Annotated in this window: 19 protein-coding genes; 6 read left to right on the forward strand and 13 right to left on the reverse strand. The window is 41.5% G+C overall.

The genetic code is table 11. The features are described 5' to 3' along the window. Window positions 1-120 precede the first annotated feature (120 nt). The 3 genes from kynA to E2R53_RS09440 all read right to left on the reverse strand — a co-directional run bounded on the left by kynA (window position 121) and on the right by E2R53_RS09440 (window position 3,881). On the reverse strand, window positions 121-951 hold the full coding sequence (kynA, locus tag E2R53_RS09430) for a tryptophan 2,3-dioxygenase (protein ID WP_133311515.1): 831 nt from the start codon (window positions 949-951) through the stop codon (window positions 121-123). 237 nt (window positions 952-1,188) lie between these two features. Next, entirely contained in the window at window positions 1,189-1,683 is a 495-nt protein-coding gene (locus tag E2R53_RS09435) for a methylated-DNA--[protein]-cysteine S-methyltransferase (RefSeq protein ID WP_133311516.1), read from the reverse strand. 11 nt (window positions 1,684-1,694) lie between these two features. After that, window positions 1,695-3,881 carry a PAS domain-containing sensor histidine kinase gene (locus E2R53_RS09440; RefSeq protein WP_133311517.1) on the reverse strand — a complete coding sequence of 729 codons (2,187 nt, stop codon included), beginning with the start codon at window positions 3,879-3,881 and terminating at the stop codon, window positions 1,695-1,697. Between the two features lie 322 nt (window positions 3,882-4,203). Here E2R53_RS09440 and E2R53_RS09445 point away from each other — a divergent pair, with 322 nt between their 5' ends. Together E2R53_RS09445 and E2R53_RS09450 are read left to right on the forward strand one after the other, a co-directional pair. Next, window positions 4,204-5,223 carry an acyltransferase family protein gene (locus E2R53_RS09445; protein ID WP_286166132.1) on the forward strand — a complete coding sequence of 340 codons (1,020 nt, stop codon included), beginning with the start codon at window positions 4,204-4,206 and terminating at the stop codon, window positions 5,221-5,223. Between the two features lie 119 nt (window positions 5,224-5,342). Then, a complete protein-coding gene (locus E2R53_RS09450) occupies window positions 5,343-7,109 on the forward strand; it encodes a B12-binding domain-containing radical SAM protein (RefSeq protein WP_133311519.1) in 1,767 nt (588 codons plus the stop codon). A gap of 55 nt (window positions 7,110-7,164) precedes the next feature. Here E2R53_RS09450 and E2R53_RS09455 read toward each other — a convergent pair whose 3' ends face one another. The 3 genes from E2R53_RS09455 to E2R53_RS23200 all read right to left on the reverse strand — a co-directional run bounded on the left by E2R53_RS09455 (window position 7,165) and on the right by E2R53_RS23200 (window position 7,741). After that, window positions 7,165-7,344, reverse strand: coding sequence for a hypothetical protein (locus E2R53_RS09455; RefSeq protein WP_133311520.1), 180 nt, complete (start codon window positions 7,342-7,344; stop codon window positions 7,165-7,167). After that, window positions 7,341-7,517: a hypothetical protein gene (locus E2R53_RS23195; RefSeq protein ID WP_165970940.1), complete on the reverse strand. Its 177-nt coding sequence runs from the start codon at window positions 7,515-7,517 to the stop codon at window positions 7,341-7,343. Before E2R53_RS23195 ends, E2R53_RS09455 begins: the two co-directional genes overlap by 4 nt. An 86-nt stretch (window positions 7,518-7,603) precedes the next feature. Next, the gene (locus tag E2R53_RS23200; protein ID WP_165970941.1) at window positions 7,604-7,741 is read right to left on the reverse strand and encodes a hypothetical protein; all 138 of its coding nucleotides are present in this window, start codon (window positions 7,739-7,741) and stop codon (window positions 7,604-7,606) included. A gap of 90 nt (window positions 7,742-7,831) precedes the next feature. Between E2R53_RS23200 and E2R53_RS09460 the strand changes: the two genes are divergently transcribed. Further along, a complete protein-coding gene (locus E2R53_RS09460) occupies window positions 7,832-8,167 on the forward strand; it encodes a DUF3905 domain-containing protein (RefSeq protein ID WP_133311521.1) in 336 nt (111 codons plus the stop codon). Window positions 8,168-8,223: 56 nt separating this feature from the next. On the opposite strand, the gene E2R53_RS09465 is transcribed toward E2R53_RS09460, so the two are convergent. Next, window positions 8,224-9,774 carry a bifunctional metallophosphatase/5'-nucleotidase gene (locus E2R53_RS09465; RefSeq protein ID WP_165970942.1) on the reverse strand — a complete coding sequence of 517 codons (1,551 nt, stop codon included), beginning with the start codon at window positions 9,772-9,774 and terminating at the stop codon, window positions 8,224-8,226. 296 nt (window positions 9,775-10,070) lie between these two features. On the opposite strand from E2R53_RS09465, the gene E2R53_RS09470 reads away from it, so the two are divergent. Beyond that, on the forward strand, window positions 10,071-11,006 hold the full coding sequence (locus tag E2R53_RS09470; RefSeq protein WP_133311523.1) for an LCP family protein: 936 nt from the start codon (window positions 10,071-10,073) through the stop codon (window positions 11,004-11,006). 106 nt (window positions 11,007-11,112) lie between these two features. Here the strand turns inward: E2R53_RS09470 and E2R53_RS09475 are convergent, their stop codons facing one another. The 3 genes from E2R53_RS09475 to htpX form a co-directional block, all read right to left on the reverse strand. Beyond that, the gene (locus tag E2R53_RS09475) at window positions 11,113-13,125 is read right to left on the reverse strand and encodes a penicillin-binding transpeptidase domain-containing protein (protein ID WP_435796787.1); all 2,013 of its coding nucleotides are present in this window, start codon (window positions 13,123-13,125) and stop codon (window positions 11,113-11,115) included. A gap of 125 nt (window positions 13,126-13,250) precedes the next feature. Further along, window positions 13,251-14,597 (reverse strand): TrkH family potassium uptake protein, encoded by a 1,347-nt coding sequence (locus tag E2R53_RS09480; RefSeq protein WP_133311525.1) that lies wholly within the window; start codon window positions 14,595-14,597, stop codon window positions 13,251-13,253. Window positions 14,598-14,911: 314 nt separating this feature from the next. Continuing rightward, window positions 14,912-15,790: a protease HtpX gene (gene htpX / locus E2R53_RS09485; protein ID WP_133311526.1), complete on the reverse strand. Its 879-nt coding sequence runs from the start codon at window positions 15,788-15,790 to the stop codon at window positions 14,912-14,914. Between the two features lie 150 nt (window positions 15,791-15,940). Here htpX and E2R53_RS09490 point away from each other — a divergent pair, with 150 nt between their 5' ends. Continuing rightward, entirely contained in the window at window positions 15,941-16,630 is a 690-nt protein-coding gene (locus E2R53_RS09490) for a DUF1836 domain-containing protein (protein ID WP_133311527.1), read from the forward strand. A 2-nt stretch (window positions 16,631-16,632) separates the two neighbouring features. Here E2R53_RS09490 and E2R53_RS09495 read toward each other — a convergent pair whose 3' ends face one another. After that, window positions 16,633-17,829, reverse strand: a complete 1,197-nt coding sequence (locus E2R53_RS09495; protein WP_133311528.1) for an NAD(P)/FAD-dependent oxidoreductase — start codon at window positions 17,827-17,829, stop codon at window positions 16,633-16,635. Window positions 17,830-18,004: 175 nt separating this feature from the next. Here E2R53_RS09495 and E2R53_RS09500 point away from each other — a divergent pair, with 175 nt between their 5' ends. Further along, a complete protein-coding gene (locus E2R53_RS09500; RefSeq protein WP_070876027.1) occupies window positions 18,005-18,211 on the forward strand; it encodes an alpha/beta-type small acid-soluble spore protein in 207 nt (68 codons plus the stop codon). Window positions 18,212-18,319: 108 nt separating this feature from the next. Here the strand turns inward: E2R53_RS09500 and E2R53_RS09505 are convergent, their stop codons facing one another. Continuing rightward, window positions 18,320-19,516 (reverse strand): anti-sigma-I factor RsgI family protein, encoded by a 1,197-nt coding sequence (locus E2R53_RS09505; protein WP_133311529.1) that lies wholly within the window; start codon window positions 19,514-19,516, stop codon window positions 18,320-18,322. Further along, window positions 19,513-20,259, reverse strand: coding sequence for an RNA polymerase sigma factor SigI (gene sigI, locus E2R53_RS09510; RefSeq protein WP_133311530.1), 747 nt, complete (start codon window positions 20,257-20,259; stop codon window positions 19,513-19,515). Before sigI ends, E2R53_RS09505 begins: the two co-directional genes overlap by 4 nt. Window positions 20,260-20,421 lie beyond the last annotated feature (162 nt).

A 20,421-nucleotide genomic window follows, 5' to 3' on the forward strand; every position in this document is an offset into this window, starting at 1 on the left:
ATTGTTAAATTGGTGTCAATTGAAAAATTGGAATTTTTTATGATTATTTGGGCAAAACTCATGAGTTGAACAATTTACAACAAAAAATGCCCAATTCCAAATGGAATGGGCATGCAATCCTTACAGCTTCGTCCGTATATCCCAAAGCTCCGGAAAAAAACGATGGTCGAGCACCTTCTTTAAATACGTGACACCTGATGAGCCGCCTGTTCCTTTTTTGAAGCCGATGATGCGTTCAACTGTTTTCATGTGCCTGAAGCGCCATTGCTGCAGCCAGTCTTCGATATCAATCAACTTTTCAGCAAGTTCGTATAAGTCCCAGTACGTCTCTGGGCTGCGGTAGACTTCAAGCCACGCAGCCTCAACTGCCGGATCACCTTTATAGGTAACGGTTACGTCCCTGTTCAGTGTTTCATCAGGAATAGGAAGGCCCGCTGCTGCCAACGCTTGAATTGACACGTCATAGATGCTTGGCTTATGGAGCGCTTCAGTCAGTGCGCGGTGCAAATCTGGATCTTTTTTATAGATTTCCAATACATGTGTAGTTTTGTATCCCAATGCAAATTCAATCATCCGGTATTGATGAGACTGGAAGCCTGATGCTTGTCCAAGCTTGTCGCGGAACTGGACATATTCTGATGGTGTTAAGGTTGAAAGAACGTCCCAGGCTTCAATGATTTGAGATTGAATTTTTGATACGCGTGCCAGCATTTTAAAGGCCATCGATAATTCCCCTTTTTCAATAGCTTCAATGCTTGCGCTCAGTTCATGAAGGATCAGTTTCATCCACAGCTCGCTTACTTGATGAATGATGATAAACAGCATTTCATCATGATGGCCGGACAATCGCTTTTGGCTGCTGAGCAGCGGTTCTAAATGAAGGTACTCCCCGTATGTCATCCGATTGATAAAATCGGTGTGTATCCCCTTTTCGTCTTTTGGATCTTTCATTTGTTTCTCCCCCTCACAGCAAAAGAGCTCAGACTGCTGCTGAACTCCTCTATTTCTTGCTCAGTATCGTTTTTTTCTGCTCTTCCGTAATCACATTCATTTTTGAAAATAAATCAGCATAGAATGCGAGTTTATTTGGACGTTTCCACACTCTCATCACACACCTTTTTTGCGCCGGGGCAACTTTTTTAACTATACTAAATAATATGTCGCGCGGTTAAGTATGTGACAAGCAAATTAAGAATGATAAGAAATTTTTTCAAGGTCAAGCAGAACTGCTTTTAAATCCGTCTTTGTGCCTGCATATCCTGTCAGCATTCCTTTAGCTCCAATCACGCGGTGACAGGGGATGAAGATCGGCAGGGAATTTTTCTTGTTGGCCTGTCCTACTGCCCGGACCGCTTTTGGGTTGCCGATTTTAACAGCGACATCAAGGTAAGTACGTGACTCACCATAAGGAATCTCTGAAAGAGCGGACCACACTTGTTCTTGAAAAGCCGTTCCTTCCTGCTTGAAAGGCAGCTGAAAAGTGGTTCTTCCTCCTTCGAAATATTCGGTTAATTGTTTTTTTGCTTCCTTTAATAAATATTGCTCATCTGACTGCTGCATCGGATGTTTGAGCAAATGTTCTTCAAATTGTTCTTCTGTAAGGAACACCTTTGTAATAAAGTGATCATCAGCTGTTACGATTACTTTGCCAATTGGTGTGTGAACTGCTGTGTATGAGTGCATATGGATTCCTCTCACATGGTTTGTCTGATCGGCAGTGTGATGTGAAACGCTGTACCATTTCCGACTTTGCTTTCAACCTCCACTTTGCCGCAGTGCTCTTCAATAATTTTATAGCTGACCATTAAACCAAGGCCAGTTCCTCTGTCTTTTGTAGTATAGAACGGCTCTCCAAGACGCTTGATTTTATCTTCAGGAATTCCTGATCCTTCATCAATAATTGAGACTTGAAGTTCATTTTCATTTTTCATGATAATATCTACTTGAATCGTGCCTCCGCTCGGCATCACTTCAATCGCATTTTTCAAGATATTAATAAATACTTGTTTCAGCTGGTTTGGCTCACAATAAACAAGCGGGACAGACCCATTGTGATTCAATTGGATCTGTACATTTACAAGGATTGCCTGGGCATTCAGCAGATCAATCGTTTCCTTCATAATGGTGACCACATCTTTTTCCTGATAGGAAATCGCCTGGGGCTTTGCAAGGATCAAAAACTCGGTAATGATGGATTCAATCCTGCTCAGCTCAGATGTTATGACATTAAAGTACATCGAAAAATCTTCTTTGACATTCGCTTCAAGAAGCTGAATAAATCCCTTTAAAGCAGTCATCGGATTGCGGATTTCATGAGCAATTCCGGCTGCGAGTTCACCGACGACACTCAGAGTATCTGATTTGCGAAGCCGTTCTTCCAATTCTTTCTTTTCGGTAATGTCGCGGAAGATCGCAAGGTTCATGTTTTCAATAATGTTCCGCTTTAATGAAAACTCCAGGATTTTTTCTTTATTATTTTGAAGCTTAAACGGGATTTCCTCTGTTGTTTCATCGATAAAATACATTGAATTCCCTTCTATTTTATCGTAGGAAATCAGCTCGTGCAGGTTATATTTATGAATTTCGAGAAGCGGAATTTCAAGGATATGGCTTGCTGTCGGATTCGCGTCGATAATCGTGTAGCTGTCATCAATCAGCACAATGCCGTCCATCGCTCCGTTAAAAATCTTCCTGAACTTCTGTTCGCTTTCGCGGAGCTCTTTTTCCATGCGTTTTCGATCGCTGACATTCCTGAGAATGGTCAAATGATGGCCGTCTGTCACGTCCATTTTTGATGTGAATTCAAGCTGTTTGCATTGTCCGTTTGGCATGTAAAACAATAATTCCTCCCGGATGGCGCCTTTTTGCACATATTCTTTTTTAGCGGCTCTGAACTTCAGATCGCTTAAGTCCATGAAGTCGTAAATACTGCTGCTGATCAAATTCTCTATCGACAATTCAAAGGTCCTGGAGGCGGACTGATTGGCACTGATGATTCTGCCGTCATTGTTCCAGATAATGATGGCATCGATTGCATTCTCAAAGATCTCCCTGAAGCGTTCCTCACTTTTAAAGAGCTTCATTTCCATATTCCGTTTTTCGGTAATATCCCGCATAATCGCCATATTAAATCCGCTCAGCACATTTGATGTTGAAGTGAATTCAAACACTTTTTTTCTTCCTGACTGAAGGAGAACAGGCATTTCGCCTTTGGCACGGCCACCCTCATTCAGGATCGACCACAGCTTATCCAGTTTAAACTGATTTTCCCCTTCAATAAAATCATCCAGTTTAAATGAACTCAGTTTGCTTTTATCAATTTCAAAGTTTTGACAGAACGAACCGTTTGCATCGATAAACTGGCCGCTGCCGTCAAAAATGACAATGCCGTCCACAGCCCGGTGAAAAAGATCTTTAAAGAGCTGTTCATTGATTGTCCGTTCCCGCTCAAGCATTTTATTAGAGGAAATATCGCGCATTAACGCTAAATGCTTCGTTCCAAGTGCATTTTTCTGGATGGAAATCTCGATGAATTTCACTTGTCCATTGTCAAGCTTGATAATCAGTTCATCTGAGGTCTGATCATGATCCCTCAGTTCTTCCACCTGCTTATGAAGCTGCTGATGAGGAACCAGTGATAAAAAATCGCACATTTTTCGCTTCTGCATTTCTTTTTTTGTCAGTTGAAAAAGGTGGCATGCTGATTTATTGCAATCTATAAAATGAAATGACTCATCAATAATAATGATGGCTTCCATTGCACTTTCAAAGACGATTTCATGTTGACGGCTGTTTTCCAGAAGGCGTTTGTTTTCCATTTCCAGCAACTTAATCTGTTCCTGCAGCGATGTGATTTCACATTTATTGATAACTTGGCTCATGCTATTTTTCGCTCCTTGCCGCCGGGCAAATTTTCATCCTTTTTAAATTCAACATGAAAATGAATTGTCCTTCATCATTTTCTGTTAAGTGACAATTTTACTCCATAGTACCTACACAAACAGTTCAATTCAGACAAAAAATGCAAATATTTTAACATTTTACATATACCTTACATGTTCTTTACAATCCTTTTAAAATAGCTTATATTCCAATCTGGCTGTTTTAAACTCTTTGTAAGATGGGTAAAAGGGTAACAAATACTGCTTGTGGGGAAACTAAACTCTGAAGCCTCTTATGACTTCTGTGAAAATGGGTGATTGTATGAAAAATCGTGAGAGCTATTTCGATAATGCGAAGTTTATTCTGATCATACTTGTTGTGTTTGGTCATGTGATTCGCTCATTTATTGATGATAATGAATTTATGCTGAATGTTTACAAATTTGTCTATACCTTTCATATGCCGGCTTTTATTTTGATTTCAGGGTTCTTTGCCAAAGGATACAACAAAAAGGGCTATGTGCAGAAAATTTTTAAAAAACTGATCATCCCTTATTTAATCTTCCAGGGAATTTACTCTGTGTATTATTTCTTAGTGGAATCCGGAAACACACTTGCTGTTGATCCATTAGATCCGCACTGGTCGCTGTGGTTCCTTATGAGTTTATTCTTTTGGAATCTGTTCTTATTCGCTTACACTAAGCTTGACAAGCGACTGGCGATGCTGATTGCGATTGGACTTGGCGTAGCAATCGGCTATGTGGATTCAGCCAGCAATTACTTGAGTGTATCAAGAACATTTGTGTTCTTCCCGCTCTTTTTAGCTGGATTCTACCTTGATAAATCACATTTCAAGAAATTAACAGCGGCGAAGGTCCGTTTAGCATCCATTGCATTATTGCTTGTAACGTTTATTGCCTATTTCAATCTTGATTTTGATTATGAATGGCTGTTTGGATCGAAGCCCTATTCTGCAGTAAGCAATGCAGATGCGGCAGATGCATTTATCCGATTAGGATTTTACAGTCTGACATTTATTCTGACTTTCAGTTTTCTGTCCCTGATCCCGAAGAGAAACTTTTTCTTCACTCATTGGGGAACAAGAACATTCTATGTTTATCTGCTGCACGGTTTCATTGTCAAATCGTTCAGAAACAGTGAGGCTCTTGATTGGCTTAAGGATTATCAGAGCGTCACGCTGATTATTCTTCTGTCCATACTGCTAACGTTTATCTTATCAACAAACTTTGTCAAAACTGTGACACAGCCGATTATTGAACTGAAGGCTACGAATTTAAAGAAATACTTTAAGAACAGAGAAGAAAAGGTTCAATACAGATAAAGAAAAACCATCACCATCAGCGGTGATGGTTTTTTCCATGTTTTTTACTCTCCTTCTTTTATGGCTAAAATGTGATAGAATAGATTGATTCAAAAATTAAGGTAGAAGTGGTGTTTTAAATGAAAGTTGTACTGAGTACATTAAATGCAAAATATATTCATACCAGTCTTGCCCTCCGCTGTTTAAAAGCACATGCACAGCCTGAATTCGATGTCACGCTTGCTGAGTATACGATTAAAGATCCTGCTATGAATGTCGTAACAGATCTTTTCCGCATGCAGCCTGATGTTGTCGGTTTCAGCTGCTATATATGGAACATAGAAGAAACAATCAAGATTATTAAAATGATGAAAAAGATAAATCCATCGCTGATCATTATCCTTGGCGGTCCAGAAGTGACGTACGATACAAGGGAATGGATGGAGCAGATTCCCGAGGTCGACCACATCGTCATCGGTGAAGGAGAAGAAACGTTTAAACAGTTTCTAAAAGAGCTGCAGGCCGAACAAAATTTCAAAAACGTAAGCGGAATTGCCTATAGAGAAAATGGCAGCATTATGATTAATCCGCAGCGAAATAAAATCAATCTGGCTGAACTCGCTTCTCCCTTCCGTTTCGAAGAAGATATTCCCCATCTCTCAAAGCGCGTCACTTATATTGAAACGAGCAGAGGCTGCCCGTTCAGCTGTCAGTTCTGTCTTTCATCAATTGAAGTAGGCGTACGTTATTTTGATCGCGAAAAAGTAAAAGACGACATTCGCTACTTGATGAAAAACGGAGCAAAAACGATTAAATTTGTGGACCGCACGTTTAATATCAGCAGAAGCTACGCAATGGAAATGTTCCAATTTTTAATTGACGAGCACCTTCCAGGAACCGTGTTCCAGTTTGAAATTACCGCAGACATCATGCGTCCAGAGGTCATTCAATTTTTAAACGACAATGCTCCAAAAGGATTGTTCCGTTTTGAAATCGGCGTACAGTCTACAAACGATGCGACAAATGATCTTGTGATGAGACGCCAGAACTTCAGCAAATTGACACGCACTGTCACAATGGTAAAAGAAGGCGGAAAAATTGATCAGCATCTGGATTTAATTGCGGGACTTCCAGAGGAAGATTATACGTCATTCCGTAAAACCTTTAATGATGTGTTTGAAATGCGCCCTGAAGAAATGCAGCTCGGATTCCTGAAAATGCTTCGCGGCACTGGCTTGCGCTTGCGAGCTGCTGATCATGACTATGTCTATATGGACCACTCTCCATATGAGATTTTGAAAAACAATGTGCTTCCGTTTGAGGACATTGTGAAGATCAAACAGGTTGAGGATGTTTTAGAGAAGTATTGGAACGACCATCGCATGGATGCAACGATTGAATATTTAATTAGAGACGTCTTTGATACTCCGTTTGACTTTTTCCAGGCATTTGGAACATATTGGGATGAACAGGGCTGGGTCCGAATCGGACATCAGCTCGAAGACTTATTTAAACGTCTATACACCTTCCTGTCCACTCATTATAAAGAGCAGGCAGCCCTTGCTGAAGGCTTTATGAAGTTTGATTATCTGTCTTCTCAAAAACATAAACCTCGCAAGCCGTGGTGGGATGATATGCTCTCAAAAACAGAAAGAAGCAAGCTCTATCAAACCATTCTTTCAAACCCTGGCCTGCTTGGCGAAGAATTTGAAAAGAAAGCATTCGCTGAAAAAGATTTATACAAGCATACTGTACTTGATAAAGTGCCGTTCCAGCTTGATGCCTATTTAAGAACGGGCGAACTGATCATGGGAGAGAGCATTGTCCTTGTTCATTACGATCCAATCACGCTGAAGACGACTCCTTACGCAGTGACAGAACGAAAACTTGAAGAGAAAGTCAGTTAACAAGAAAAGCGGAACCAGCTGCACAAGCATCAGCGGTTCCGCTTTTCTTTTTCCCTTAACTCTCTTGTTTGCCGCTTTTTTTACATGCCTTTGCTTTTTTCTCTGCAAATGCATCTATAAATTTGGCTGAGTTGTAATCGCCCATTTCGGTTCCAAACTCTTCTTCAAGAAGACTTGGCTCCATCGGCTTTTTATGCTGTTCGCTGTGTGCGCTTTTGTTTGTTTTTTTTGTCATGAAAATGAACCTCCGGAGCGCCCTTTGCTTCCGTTTTTGCTGTTGCGATTTGCGCCTTTAGCCGGATTTTCCTGACTGTATACAGCCTCGCTTGAAAATTCCGTATCAGGCAGGCTTTCCTTCGGTGTGAAATTGTTTTTTAGCGCTTGATCTCTTGCAGCTTTTCTTTTCATGAAAATCCCCCTCAGGCAGATGTGTGAGAATTCCTCACTACATTTAGTGTGAGCTTTACCTTTCATCTTATGAGAGGGAAAACGAGTCAATTATGGTCTTGTTTGTGCTGATAAGCGATGAGAACGATCTCTTCCCCAGTTTCAGCGCGAAGCTCATTTTCCATTTTCTTCACTTTTTCCAAGTACTCGTCTTGAAGCATGGCGACTGGAAATTCCTGATTCATGATGATCACTCCTTTTTTAGTAGCATAGCCAGAGGCATTCTTTCATATCCGGGCTTTTAAAAGAACATACTAAAAATGGAGGTGAACAGGATGAGCAAAAAAGATGAGAATTCTTTAGACGATACCCTTCCCCATCAAGCCAGTGCCCCGTCATGGAAAGGCACAGGAATCAGCATGCAAAAGCCCTTCATCAACGAGCACGGTGTTGTTATTGGAGACAGTTTTTATGACTCCAAACAATCTCCATTAAACAAATGGAGTGATGAGATCGATCCTGCGATCATGTCAGGCGATCAATGGGTTCACCCAACAAACGACATCGGCTGGAATACTAGTGAGAACCGAGAGCTGATAGAAAGCAAAAAAAAGCCAGAGGGCTTTCCTTTTACGCATCCGGATAAAGATGCAGGATATGGACAGGATTGACTGGTCATCTTTATAAATAAGCCGAAGCAGCATATTGGGCTTCGGCTTATTGTCAATTATTCATCAAGATTACGAGCTAGTATATCTGATAATTCTGGTCCCTTTTTCATCAGTTCTGTTTGTTTAAACCCCTTAAATCCGTCACCCCCTGATGCAAGGTAGTTGCTTGTTGCGACAGTATAAGTGCGGTGATCCACAATTTGTTCACCCTTTATGGTCTTTATATCACTGATTTTTACACCTAAAGGAGCATTTCGGTTAATGGAATAGGTGATTCCTTCTGTCTGAAGCAAATTTTCAGCCTTTAAAGCCCACTGCTGTTCAAGGATTGTTTTTACTTCTTTTCCCGTCATTTTTACCTTTACCGCGTAATGTTGAAAAGGAAGAGCGGCTATAACCTGCTGCTTTGTTATCTCTCCTGCTTTTAAACTCTCTCGTATACCGCCATGGTGAACCATGGAAATCTCTGTGTTCATTTCCTCATTCAGAGCGCCTGCTATGAAGGCTGCTAAAGGAGACTCACCGTGATTATTCTTCTTTCTGGAAAGATTTTGAGGAAGACTTCCAACAGGAGTGCTGTATTCTTGTCCAATCCTATCCTCATATTTCTTAATCAGCTGAAGGGCAGATTGGTCAGGCTTGACGGTATTGTGGTCAGTTAAGACAATTTCAGCCTCTTTTTGAACGATCTCTTTCTTTTTGCGGTCAATCGTTAATGTCACGTCTGATAGAGCTTTACCATACGAGTAGCTTTGAACGATCAGCTTGTTATCTACAATCGTATTGGCATGCTGATGACTGTGCGCTCCGAAGATTACATCGACTTCGTCACTGATGTTGGGAGCCATCTCCGTTAAAGCTTCGCCTGGATTCTCCCCGTTTTCATCTGAATTCGCTCCAACATGCGCTAGAACGACGATCGATTTTACCCCTTTTTTATTTAATTGATCGACTGTTTGATTGATAGCTTCTGTTTCATCAATGATTTCAATTTGATCTTGATTTTCCGGCAGCAGAAATTGATTCGTTTCTGTCGTGACGACACCGATAAATCCAATTCTGACACCATCTATTTCTTTTATGGTATAGGCGGGAAACATCGGTTTTCCTGTTTTTTTATTGATGACATTTGCTGAAATATAATCCGAATGAGTGCCTTTAAAGAAACCTGTTTTAGGATGGAATCCGCCGCTTACAAGACGCGTGAGTTCGTCTGCTCCCTGGTCAAATTCGTGGTTTCCGGGAGTGCCTACATCTACACGAAGCTGATTTAAGAATTCTGCGGTCGGTTCATCTTGAAAAAGAGAAGAAATGGGAGGACTTCCGCCTGTCATATCGCCTGCATGAACAAGCAGTGTGTGTTCGTGTTCCTGTCTAAGTCTGTTTACATGAGCTGAAAGATATTCTGCACCGCCAACTTTTTTTCCAGAAAGCACAGAATGCGTATTCAGCTGCCCATGCAAATCATTCATGCCAAGCAAATGAATCTCCGAAAGCTGATTTTCATCTGTACCGGCGCGTCCCTCACTCCCGCCATATACAGACGCAAGAAAAAGGATAAACACGACTAAAAAGAACATAGATGCCATTTTAACAGTATGCTTCAAATCTGCTTCCCTCCTTTTGATGCTTCTAACGTAGCACGCCAGAATGAAGGGCATCTAAAGTTCAGGTAAAGGATTGTTAAGTTTTGTAAAGAATAGAAAAAAGAATCGAATTCATTCCTTTTCGCGCGATCCTGCTTCATTTCCCTCTGTTCAAGCGCTATGAAATCCTTTACAATAGGATACCTGAGCCTCTAAAGGCAACCATCCAATCAATTCCAAAAACTAACATCCCACATATCCAAAAAAAGCAAGTATACTAGTAGTCAGTTCCAATGTTTTAGAAATGAGGGTTTACTATGCGTTCAGACAAACATCTGCAAAAGAAAAAAAGCGGCAAAAAGAGAGTCCTGATCTTTTTCTCTATCTTTACTCTTCTGTTTGCGGGACTTAGCTGGTTCGCCTATGATCAATTTCTCTCAGGCGTGAATAAAACAGCTGCAGAATCAACTATAAAAAAGAAGGATTATACCTTTAACGGCCAAAAAGATGAAAATGGAAATACAAATGTTCTTGTGCTTGGCAGTGATTCAAGAGGAGAAAAACATCCGCGCACAGATACAATCATGATTGCTCAATACAATGAAAAAACAAATAAACCAAAGCTGCTTTCGATTATGCGGGATTCCTACGTGGAAATTCCGGGTCACGGCCAGAATAAAATTAATGCCGCATTTGCCATAGGGGGTCCTGACCTGCTGCGCAAAACCATCAAGCATAACTTTGATATCGATATTCAGCATTATGCAATCATTGACTTTAAAGGATTCGAAAGCATGATTGATACAGCCTTTCCAGAAGGCGTAGAAATAAATGTCGAGCAGCAAATGTCAGAAAAAATAGGTGTAACGATAGAACCTGGACTGCAGAAGCTGGACGGTGAGCACTTATTGGGATACGTGCGCTACCGCGGCGGAGCTGACAGTGACTTCGGCAGAGTAAGGCGACAGCAGCAAGTGATGAATCTATTAATGAAAGATATGCTCACTGTAGAGGGCGTAACAAAACTGCCTAAACTGGCTGGAGTCATCACACCTTATATTAATACCAATGTGGATACGTCCACTGGGATTTTCATTGCAAAAGACATGATTACAAATAAATCCGATTTAGAAACAATGCGCATTCCTGTCGACGGCACCTTTGAAAATGCACGATATGACGGAGCGGGATCTGTGCTGGATCTAAATATTGAGGAAAACAAAGAAGCGATTCGAACGTTTATGAATTCATGAAAAAAAGCTATTGCCGCTGGCAATAGCTTTTTTCAATATGAGAGGCTCATTATAGGCATATCACTTACGATCGTGAGGGTAACATCCTGTCTATTTACTATTACATTCACTTCAAATAGCTTGAAAATACATTTTTGACCTTCGGAACGACGTAATGACTGCCTCCGCGGTCTTTTACATCTTCAATCATCATCGTAATTAAGAGTTCAGGGTTATCGGTGTTCATTCCGACAAACCAGCCATTTTCTTTCCCGACCTCTTCCTTAGTCGTTTTCAGTTCCGCGGTTCCTGTTTTGCCGGCAAGCTTGATATTCGGCAATTTCGGCTTGTGAGCTGTTCCGTTTGGATCTTCTACAACTTTGACCAAATCAGAAAAAATAATCGAGTTCTGCTCAGGGCTGATAATGCCTTCCTTCCAAATTTCAGGTGCAGTCTGTTCTTTTTTCTCCAGATACGGCTTCAGCATGCTGCCTTCGTTCAAAAAGACGGTATAGGCTGCTGTAAGGTGCACAGGGCTCATCAGAACTTCCCCTTGTCCGTAGCCTGAGTCTGCGAGCAGAACTTCATTAGCTGCTAATTCAGAATTTGAAACAGATGAAGCTGCAATTGGAAATGCATAATCAATGTCTTCACTGAATCCAAATTCCTCTAAGCCCTTTTTGAAAGCTTCAGGTCCTATAGCTAAAGCTGCTTGCGCAAAATAGATATTATCGGATGTGACAAGTGCACGTTCTAAGTTTACAGACGAATACTTTTCTGAAACTCTCGTTATCGTATATTTGCCCCACTCCGGTCCTTTTTTCCATGTCAGACCATTAATTTTCTTAACAGCTTCAGGATCAATGCTTCCGGTCTTTAACCCAACGGCTGCCGTAATAGGCTTAAATGTTGAACCCGGTGAAAAGGTTTTGTTAAATTTCGCGCTGAGCGGTTTTTGCGGATGTTCAGCCAGTGTCTTGTAAGCCTCGCCAGACATTCCAAAAACAAAGGCATTCGGATTATAGGATGGACTGCTCACCATCGCCAGCGTCTCTCCTGTTTTAGGGTGGAGGGCAACAGCCGTGCCCGAGTCCCCTCTCAGCTGATCATACAGCTGTTTTTGCAGGGAGGCATCAATGGTGACTGTGATATCTTCCCCATTTTCAGCAGGCGTTTCTGCAATCGTCTCATTGGAAGCTTCAATAAAGATTCTGTAACCCGGCTTTCCTCTCAGGCGTTCCTCATACACATATTCAAGGCCTGTCTTTCCGATTTGCGAGGTGCTTGTATAGCCTTTATCCTTTAGCTTCTCAAGCTGCTCAGCTGTGATGCTGCCGACATATCCGGACAGATGGGCAGAACTTTCTCCCTGCGGATAATATCTGCTGTCAACATCTGCTTTTTGAAAGCCAGGCAGAGAGGTTACTTTTATGAGAAGCTCCTTATTGGCAGGATCCACTTTCACAATTGGCACAGAAACATCAGGCTTGACCCAGTTGGCTGAAAGCTTGGCGTCGATGTCTTCTACGGAAAGATTCAGCAATTTAGCTGCTTCCGCTTTTACCTTTTCAGGCTCATCGCCAAGCTGGCCGGGAACAACTTGAATTTCAGGAACTTTGGCCTGTATGGCGATTCCTTTTCCGTTTTTATCAAAAATACTTCCCCGAAGCGGCTTTAGTTCAGAAACGCGGACTGCATCCCCTTCCTTCAGCTGAGGAAAAATCATGGCTGGATTCCATGCTAAAAACCAATTTTCTTCTTTCTCTGTTTCTTCCTGGACAAAAACAGCATCCTGTTCAAACTCCACCGGACCTGCAATTGTGTCCATTTTTAATGCATATGGCAGAGAAGCTTTTTTCTCATCTCCCCTGTCTGCATCCTCTTCCGGTTTGTCATATGTAACATTCAAATTGCTGACTTCAATGGATTCATAGATTTTTTTGTACCGGTCTGTAAACTCTTTTTCGGTCATTTTGCTTTTTGCGTCTGCTGATAAGAAATCGTACATCTCGTTAAATTTTTGCTTGTTCCACAGGCTGACATATTCCTGAAATCTCTCTTCAGGTGACGGCCCTTTTGAACAGCCGCCTAAAACGATGAGCAGCAGTACGATTGCAGCGAGTATAGGACTTTTCTTCACAATATCTGATCTCTCCCGTTTGTTGATACCTTAAGTATAGCATAGACAAGGGATTATTTTCCTGAACGAAGCACATCCTTGAACCATAAAAAAAGCAGGTGCATTCACACGCCTGCTTCTGCTAATTATCCAATAATGACTCGTTCCTTTGGATAATGATAATTTGGTTTGACTTCTTTTGAACCGATAATGTAGATAAAGGTAACAATTCCGATCCGGCCAATAAACATGAGCCCCATAATGATGCATTTTCCGATGATGCTCAAATCAGGTGTAATCCCCATGGAAAGCCCCGTTGTTCCGAATGCAGAGCAAACTTCAAACAGAATCTCGATGAAGGTAAACCTTTCAGTAATGGTTAAAATAAAGACAGATGTGAAACAAAGAACGAAAGCCATCAAGGTAACCACCAGTGATTTTTTCACATCGTCTTCATGCAGTTCTCTCTTAAAGATTTTGATTGTCTTGTTCCCTTTTGCAAAGTGATAAAGCGCCAGTAAATTAAGCGCGAATGTCGTAGTCCGGATTCCTCCGCCAACTGAGCTCGGTGAGGCACCAATAAACATCAGGGCACATAAAATCAGCAGCGTTGCTTCAGAAAACAGGCTGACATCCATGGTTGCGAGCCCGCCGCTTCTCGTTGCGGTTGACTGAAACAGCGAGTAGAAAAAGGTCTCATGCCATGATTTATCCTGAAAGAAAAATTGAAATTCGAGCAATGCAATCATGATCGTGCCGCCAATAACGAGCAGCGAATATGTAACCGTTGTAAGTTTCGTAAAGAGGGTAAAACGGTATTTCCCTTTTTTGCTGAACAGAAAAGTTTTCACTTCTATTAAAACCGGGAAGCCAATGGCCCCGAGCGTTATTAATAGGATGATGACAAATTGAATGAAGTAATCATGTGAATAGGGAATCATCGAAGCACCCGTAATGTCAAACCCGCCATTGGTGGTTGCACTGACAGAGTTAAAAAAGCCGTGCAGGAAAGCTTCCTGCCATGTCGGATAATATTTTAGAAAATAAGTGCCAAGGATCATGCCCCCGCTGAACTCGATTATCAGGACCAAAAGCAAAATTTGCTTCATCAAATTCACGATGCCAGACAGAGCGTATTGATTTTGATCAGCCATGATCAACCGTCTCTCTCTAAGGCCGATTCGTTTTCCTACAATCAGCCAGACAAAGGTACCGAGCGTCATGACTCCAATTCCGCCGAATTGAAGAACAAACATAAGGATAAAAATGCCTGGTACGGTTAAGGTATCCGATATATTGACAACACTTAAACCAGTCACGCTTACTGCGCTGACCGCTGTAAAAAGACCGTCCATAAAACTCCAGTCCACCCCTGGCTGATGGGCAACAGGCAGGCTCAATAAGGCAACCGAAACACTGACTGCAATAATATAATAGGCTGCTATCAGCTGAAACGGAGTTAATTTCTGCAAGAATAATTTAAATCGTTTCATTGGTTATGTTCATTCCTTAAATAATGGGGTTAACTGCATGGTCTCTATCATAATGAAAAGCAGAGCAGATGAAAAGGGGTATTGCGTAATTTCCAAAAGAAAGATTTCGCATATGTTTCATTTTCAACATGACCCCAATAAAACATACCTGACTGAGTTTCAGAAACAAACGATCATCATGAGTTTCTATTGTTGGGGAGGAATATGATTCACTAATCCACGCTTTGATGATTTTTCTTCAGTAATGCACACAGTTCTTGGCATACCTGCATAAAAAAACAGATGAGATCTTAGTCCCATCTGCTTTTCCCTGTTTATTTCGCTTCTAAACGGCGAATTCTCTCATCTAAGTCAGGATGTGTTGAAAAGAGAGCAAGCCCGCGTTTCCCGCTGATCTTAAGTGTGGCAACAGACGATTGCTCGTTGTTGATTCGCTGTGTGTATCCTTTAAGGGCACGCAGTGCATGAACCATTTTGTCTTTGCCCGCAAGATCCGCTCCGCCGTTGTCGGCATGGAATTCGCGGTGGCGGGAATAAGCAAAGACTACAAGGCTTCCCAGGATAGAAAACAGCAGCTGGAAAATCAAAATCGCAATAAAATGAACAATTGGCGCCATATCTTCTCTGACAAATCTAGATGCAATCCATGCTGCAATTCTGGCAAGGAAGACAACAAATGTATTGACAACACCTTGAAGCAATGTCATTGTCACCATGTCACCGTTTGAGATATGCGCTACCTCGTGGGCGAGCACACCTTCAACCGCTGCATCATCCATTTCCTCAAGCAGGCCTGTAGATACAGCCACAAGCGAGTTGTTCTTAGAAGGACCTGTTGCAAAAGCATTGACCTCCCGTGATTGATAGATCCCCACTTCCGGCATCTTCCTGATTCCGGCAGCTCGCGATAATCTGTGTACACGGTCTACAAGATTTCTTTCATAGGCAGATAATGATTGATCAGGTTTTAACACCTTCACCCCCATCATCATTTTTGCCATCCATTTAGACATCAGGAGAGAAATAAATGACCCGGTAAAACCGACGACTGCACTGAACACAAGCAGGCTTATGAGATCGATTCCACCTGAAGCAGTCACATATGAGCCAACTCCTAACAGGGAGAGGACTGCCCCTATCGTAATGAGCACAAGAATATTTGTTAAAATAAAGAGGAAAATCCGTTTAGCCATCTTGCACCTCCAACATTTTGAGTTCAAGTGAACTTGTATTATAATCATATTATAATTAAAATACATTGTGTAAAGCAAATAAAAACACTTTGGTAAACGCAGGAAAAGCGGCTCATCCATTGGGCTAATACATCAGAAAAGAGGTGTGCGATGAAAACAATTCAGTTAAAGCGATCTGATATGGCAAGGCTGCTGCTTGCATTAAAAGGAGAAAGCGGACAAACGCCGCTTGAATTGCTTAACCAATTAGGCTTCGGTCACGACGGTCCTGAAAACGCACTGCCTGGTATTATTAAAAATCATAAACCATTCCCAAGAGGTCTATCTACAAATGAAATCGTCGCTCTTGCAAAGCTGTGTGAATTGACGTCGCTGAAGTCAACATCCATCCAAAACTGGATCAAGCGTGATATAAAGGAACTGATTGGCGCGCCTGAACTCGGCAAGAAGTACTCAATTGAACAGGCTGCCATTCTGCTGATTGTCAGAGATTTAAAAACGGTTTTTGATTTTGATACAATCAGACAATTATTGATGAGTCTGTTTAATACATTATCAGACCGGAGTGATGACCTAATCTCTCCTTTAACCTATTACGCTGCATATGGAGAAATTCTCGAAAGAATGGAATCTATTACGATTTTCTCCTTATCAAAGCATGAAATGGAGGAGGAAATTTCAAAAAAAATCGAAACTTCCAGGGATCTATTTCAGGATATTTCTCATGAATTATGGATGCAGGTTAAGAATATTTTAACGGTTACTGTTCTATCTGTCATCGCCTCTTATCTTCAAAGAAGAACTGAGCTGTTTTTCCAGCAGCATCTCGAAAAAAAATAGGGTTACCTCTCCATATACATTTGAAGGTCATCGCTTTGCTTTCCTATTAAATGGTCCCGGATGAGGTTTGCAAGCACGTAGCTGCAGACGGTGCCGTTGCCGCCATAGCCAAGCAAAAACAGGCAGTGCGGCAATTCAGGGTATTCTTTTATCATTGGAAGCCCATCATGAGTGCTTCCAAATACGGCTCCCCAGAAATATTCAGCCTCAAGCTTCAGTTCAGGGAAAAGCTTATTGACTTCAAGCAGGAGCTGATCTCTTTTGTGGACCAGCTTCGAATTTATTTTCAGAGCATCTATAGATGGCTCATCTAATCCTCCGGCGATAATCCGATTATCTGCGGTCGTTCTCATGTATAAATAAGGCCTTGCTGTTTCCCAAATAAGGGTTTGCCCGTACCAGATTTCGTTCTTGGCAAGCCTGTTTGTGGCAATTGCATATGAACTGGACAAAACGGCATTCTGTTCGCGCCTGATTTCCTGATTTCTGTACCCGGCTGCCATAATGACCTTCTTCGCTTTGATGCATGCCCCGCTTGCTGTATACATCATCACATGGCCATGCTCAAATTTCCTCCCGTTTACCTCGGTCTTTTCAAAAACACGCACACCATTTGCTTCAGCTGCACCAATAAGTGAAGCCGCAAGTTTATAAGGATTTACTTCTGCGTCACCACCTGAGAGGATTCCTGCCGGTTTTTTAAATCCATACATTCTTTCAATATCAGAAGAAGACAGCCATTCTGCATGAAAGGAATGCTTTTTCAGCATGTTATATTCCTTTCTCAAGGTTTCTTTATCTGCTTCATCAGATGCATAATACAGACTCTCTCTTATTTTAAAATCAGGATTGATTGACAGGGACGGAACCAGGTTTTCTAATCCTCTTAATGCCTGTTCACAAAGCCGGTAATGTCTCACTGCTTTCTCCTCGCCAAAGGAGTTTGCGCAGGCTGTCAGCATTTTATCATTCGAATATTGCAGCAGTCCTGTATTTGCACTCGAACTTCCGCTGCCGGCCCGATCCTTTTCAACTAAAACAACATCCAAATCTGTTTGACTTAAAAAATAAGCACAGTGGGCACCAGACTCGCCGCCTCCGATAATTAAGACGTCACAGCTGATATCCTCCTCCAAGGCTCTAAAAGGCTTAGGAGTCAGTGTGTCAGGCCAGAAAAACGTGCCGCTTCGGATATCCATCTCTTCACCGCCTCTTTTAGTATGTGAAGGTAGTTTTTGTAACTCCATAACTTTCATTCAGCACCTGTTCATACTGCTGTCCGGTGACAATTGCCAGTATATTTTTTTTGCTGAAATCAACACTATAGGAACAGCCATTAAGGGCTGCATCATTTAATAAAAGGAGTTGAAAACAATGGCACGCAGCAGCAACAAATTACTTGTTCCAGGAATTGAACAGGCTCTGGATCAAATTAAATATGAAATTGCTCAAGAATTCGGAGTAACCCTTGGATCTGATACAGCAGCACGCTCTAACGGATCTGTAGGCGGAGAAATCACAAAACGTTTAGTCGCTCAAGCTCAAGCAGGACTTGGCGGACAACCTTCTAAAACTGAATAACATGGCAAAAACCGCCGGGTGCATTCACCCGGCGGTTCTTCTATAACAGGCTATGTAAAAACTTAAAAGCGCCAATCCGCTCTAATCACTCTTTTGGCACTTTATGAATTAATCACGATCAGATCTTGACCCCTCATCGTCTTCATCTTCATCTTCATCTTCATCATCTCTGTCTCGATCATCCTGATCCTTGCCCCAATTTTTATCTCTTCTATCTTCTTGTCTATCGTCGTCATCATCTTCATCTTCATCATCTCTGTCTTCACGCTGCCATTTGCCCTTTTCGTCTTCACGCTGCCATTTGCCCTTTTCGTCTTCACGCCGCTTTTTCTCTGCTTCTTTTTTTGCTTTTTCAGCTTCTTTATCTGTATCTTTTATCGATACTTTATCTTTAGGCGGCTCAGGAATGACTTTTTTCTTCTCCGGAATCGTCTCTTTCAGCTCTTCCTCTTTTATTTCAGGCTTTTCTCTTTTTGCCGGTTTTTCAGGAGGCGCTTGTTTTTCTGTCTCTTCCGCGGGAGGCTTCAAGGCTGGAGGCGTTTCCTTGTCTTTTTCTTCTTCATCAGCATGAGGTGTCTCTTGCTTTCCTTCTGCTTTATCGCCCTTATTTTCATTTGAAGGAGGAGTTTCCGCAGGTTTGGGGTTTAATTGTATATACTTGCCGGTTGAAATGCCTTGATCTGCCGCTTTTTTTCTAATCTCAACATCAGCTTCAACTGAATTGACTTTCACATTTTCACTTTCATATGAATGTTTCAGTTCATCAACATCCGCAAGCATTTTCTTTTTGGCAGATTCATGTTTGTCATCTGTGGTCACGGTTGTAATAAATATTTCTTTATCGCCCTTTAAATAGCCTAAATCTTTGCTTTTGTCGACAATTTTGGTAAAAACGTCTGAGATCTTTCTGTTTTTCCAGTCTTTTATATCATCAAGCATTCTTTCCCCATCTTCATTCATCGGCTCAATCTGCACGACCTGAAGCTTTTCATTCAATCTTAGTTCAAAGCTTGGATTGATATCAATAGTCATGTAAGCATATACTTTGTCATCTTTAAAAACGGGCAGCACTGTAAAAAAAAGAAGAATAATAGCCATAACTGCCAATAACCCGTTTCTCATTCCGCTCAAATTAAAGATGCTTAATGACTTTGCCCTTTCGCTTGTATCTGAAAGTTGAAAAAAAGTAATTTCCTCACCCAGCTCGTATGAACGTTTTTGTTTGTTTGCTTTCAAAAATTGTCCATCGGGGGTAAGTAATGTAACGTAATCATCATTTCGATCAACGACGATCCCTTTTTTCATGATTGAAGCACCCCTCTTATATAGTCTTTCAGATAAACGTAATCCCCAGATAAAATAATTGTCATTGCAATAATATATTTTCTATTTCTCTCTATAGTTTTGCGACTGACAGATACAAGCGTCTCAAGCTGTTTGACCGGCAGCTGTTTTTTCGTAAACAAGATGCGCTTGAGATCATCATGTTCAATAAGAATTTGCGCCACCTTAATTGCATTTTGTCTTGCATCCATATGCTTTGGAGATTGCTCCATCAATTCTGAAAAAGACAAGCCAAATTCCTGCAGCACTTTCTGGAAGTAAATAATCTCTTCTCTGCGCTGTTCTTGCTCGATCAGTTTCTGATGTTCTTCAATCGACAGATCCGCCTCAATCTTGCTTTGCGAGGCTTCGCCTTCTTCATGCTCCTGAAGATCAATGTTCACGGTCTGCGCATTTCTTGCCTCTTTCCTGATATAATCGATCACTTTTCTCTTTATAATCAATTCGGCGAACGCAAGAAGCGAGCTCCCTTTTTCAGTTGAATACTTTTCAATGGCCTCATTAAAAGCAATGAGTCCGATACTGAATTCATCGTCTCTCTCATCAATGTACCTTTTGCAGACCGAAGAAACGGTTTTTGCCACGAAAGGTTTATATTGGTCAATTAGTGTGTTCTGCATTTGCTGGTCCCCATCTTGGATCTGCAAGACGGTCTCTTCTAAAGTTGGTTTCTTTTTGCCAAATTTAAACAGTAGGCTAAGCACCGGTTCTCACCTCAGTTTCTCCCATATTACTTCGTATAATCATAGCTAATTTGCATGGAGAGCGCAAAGGAAGAAAATTGGAATTATGCTTGCCCGTCGGATTTAAGGTAATGGGAGACGGAAAAAGAATGGAAGCTGTCAGATGATTTTTAAACCTGCGGA

This window comes from Peribacillus frigoritolerans, assembly GCF_004358755.1.
GTDB lineage: Bacteria > Bacillota > Bacilli > Bacillales > Bacillaceae > Bacillus_P.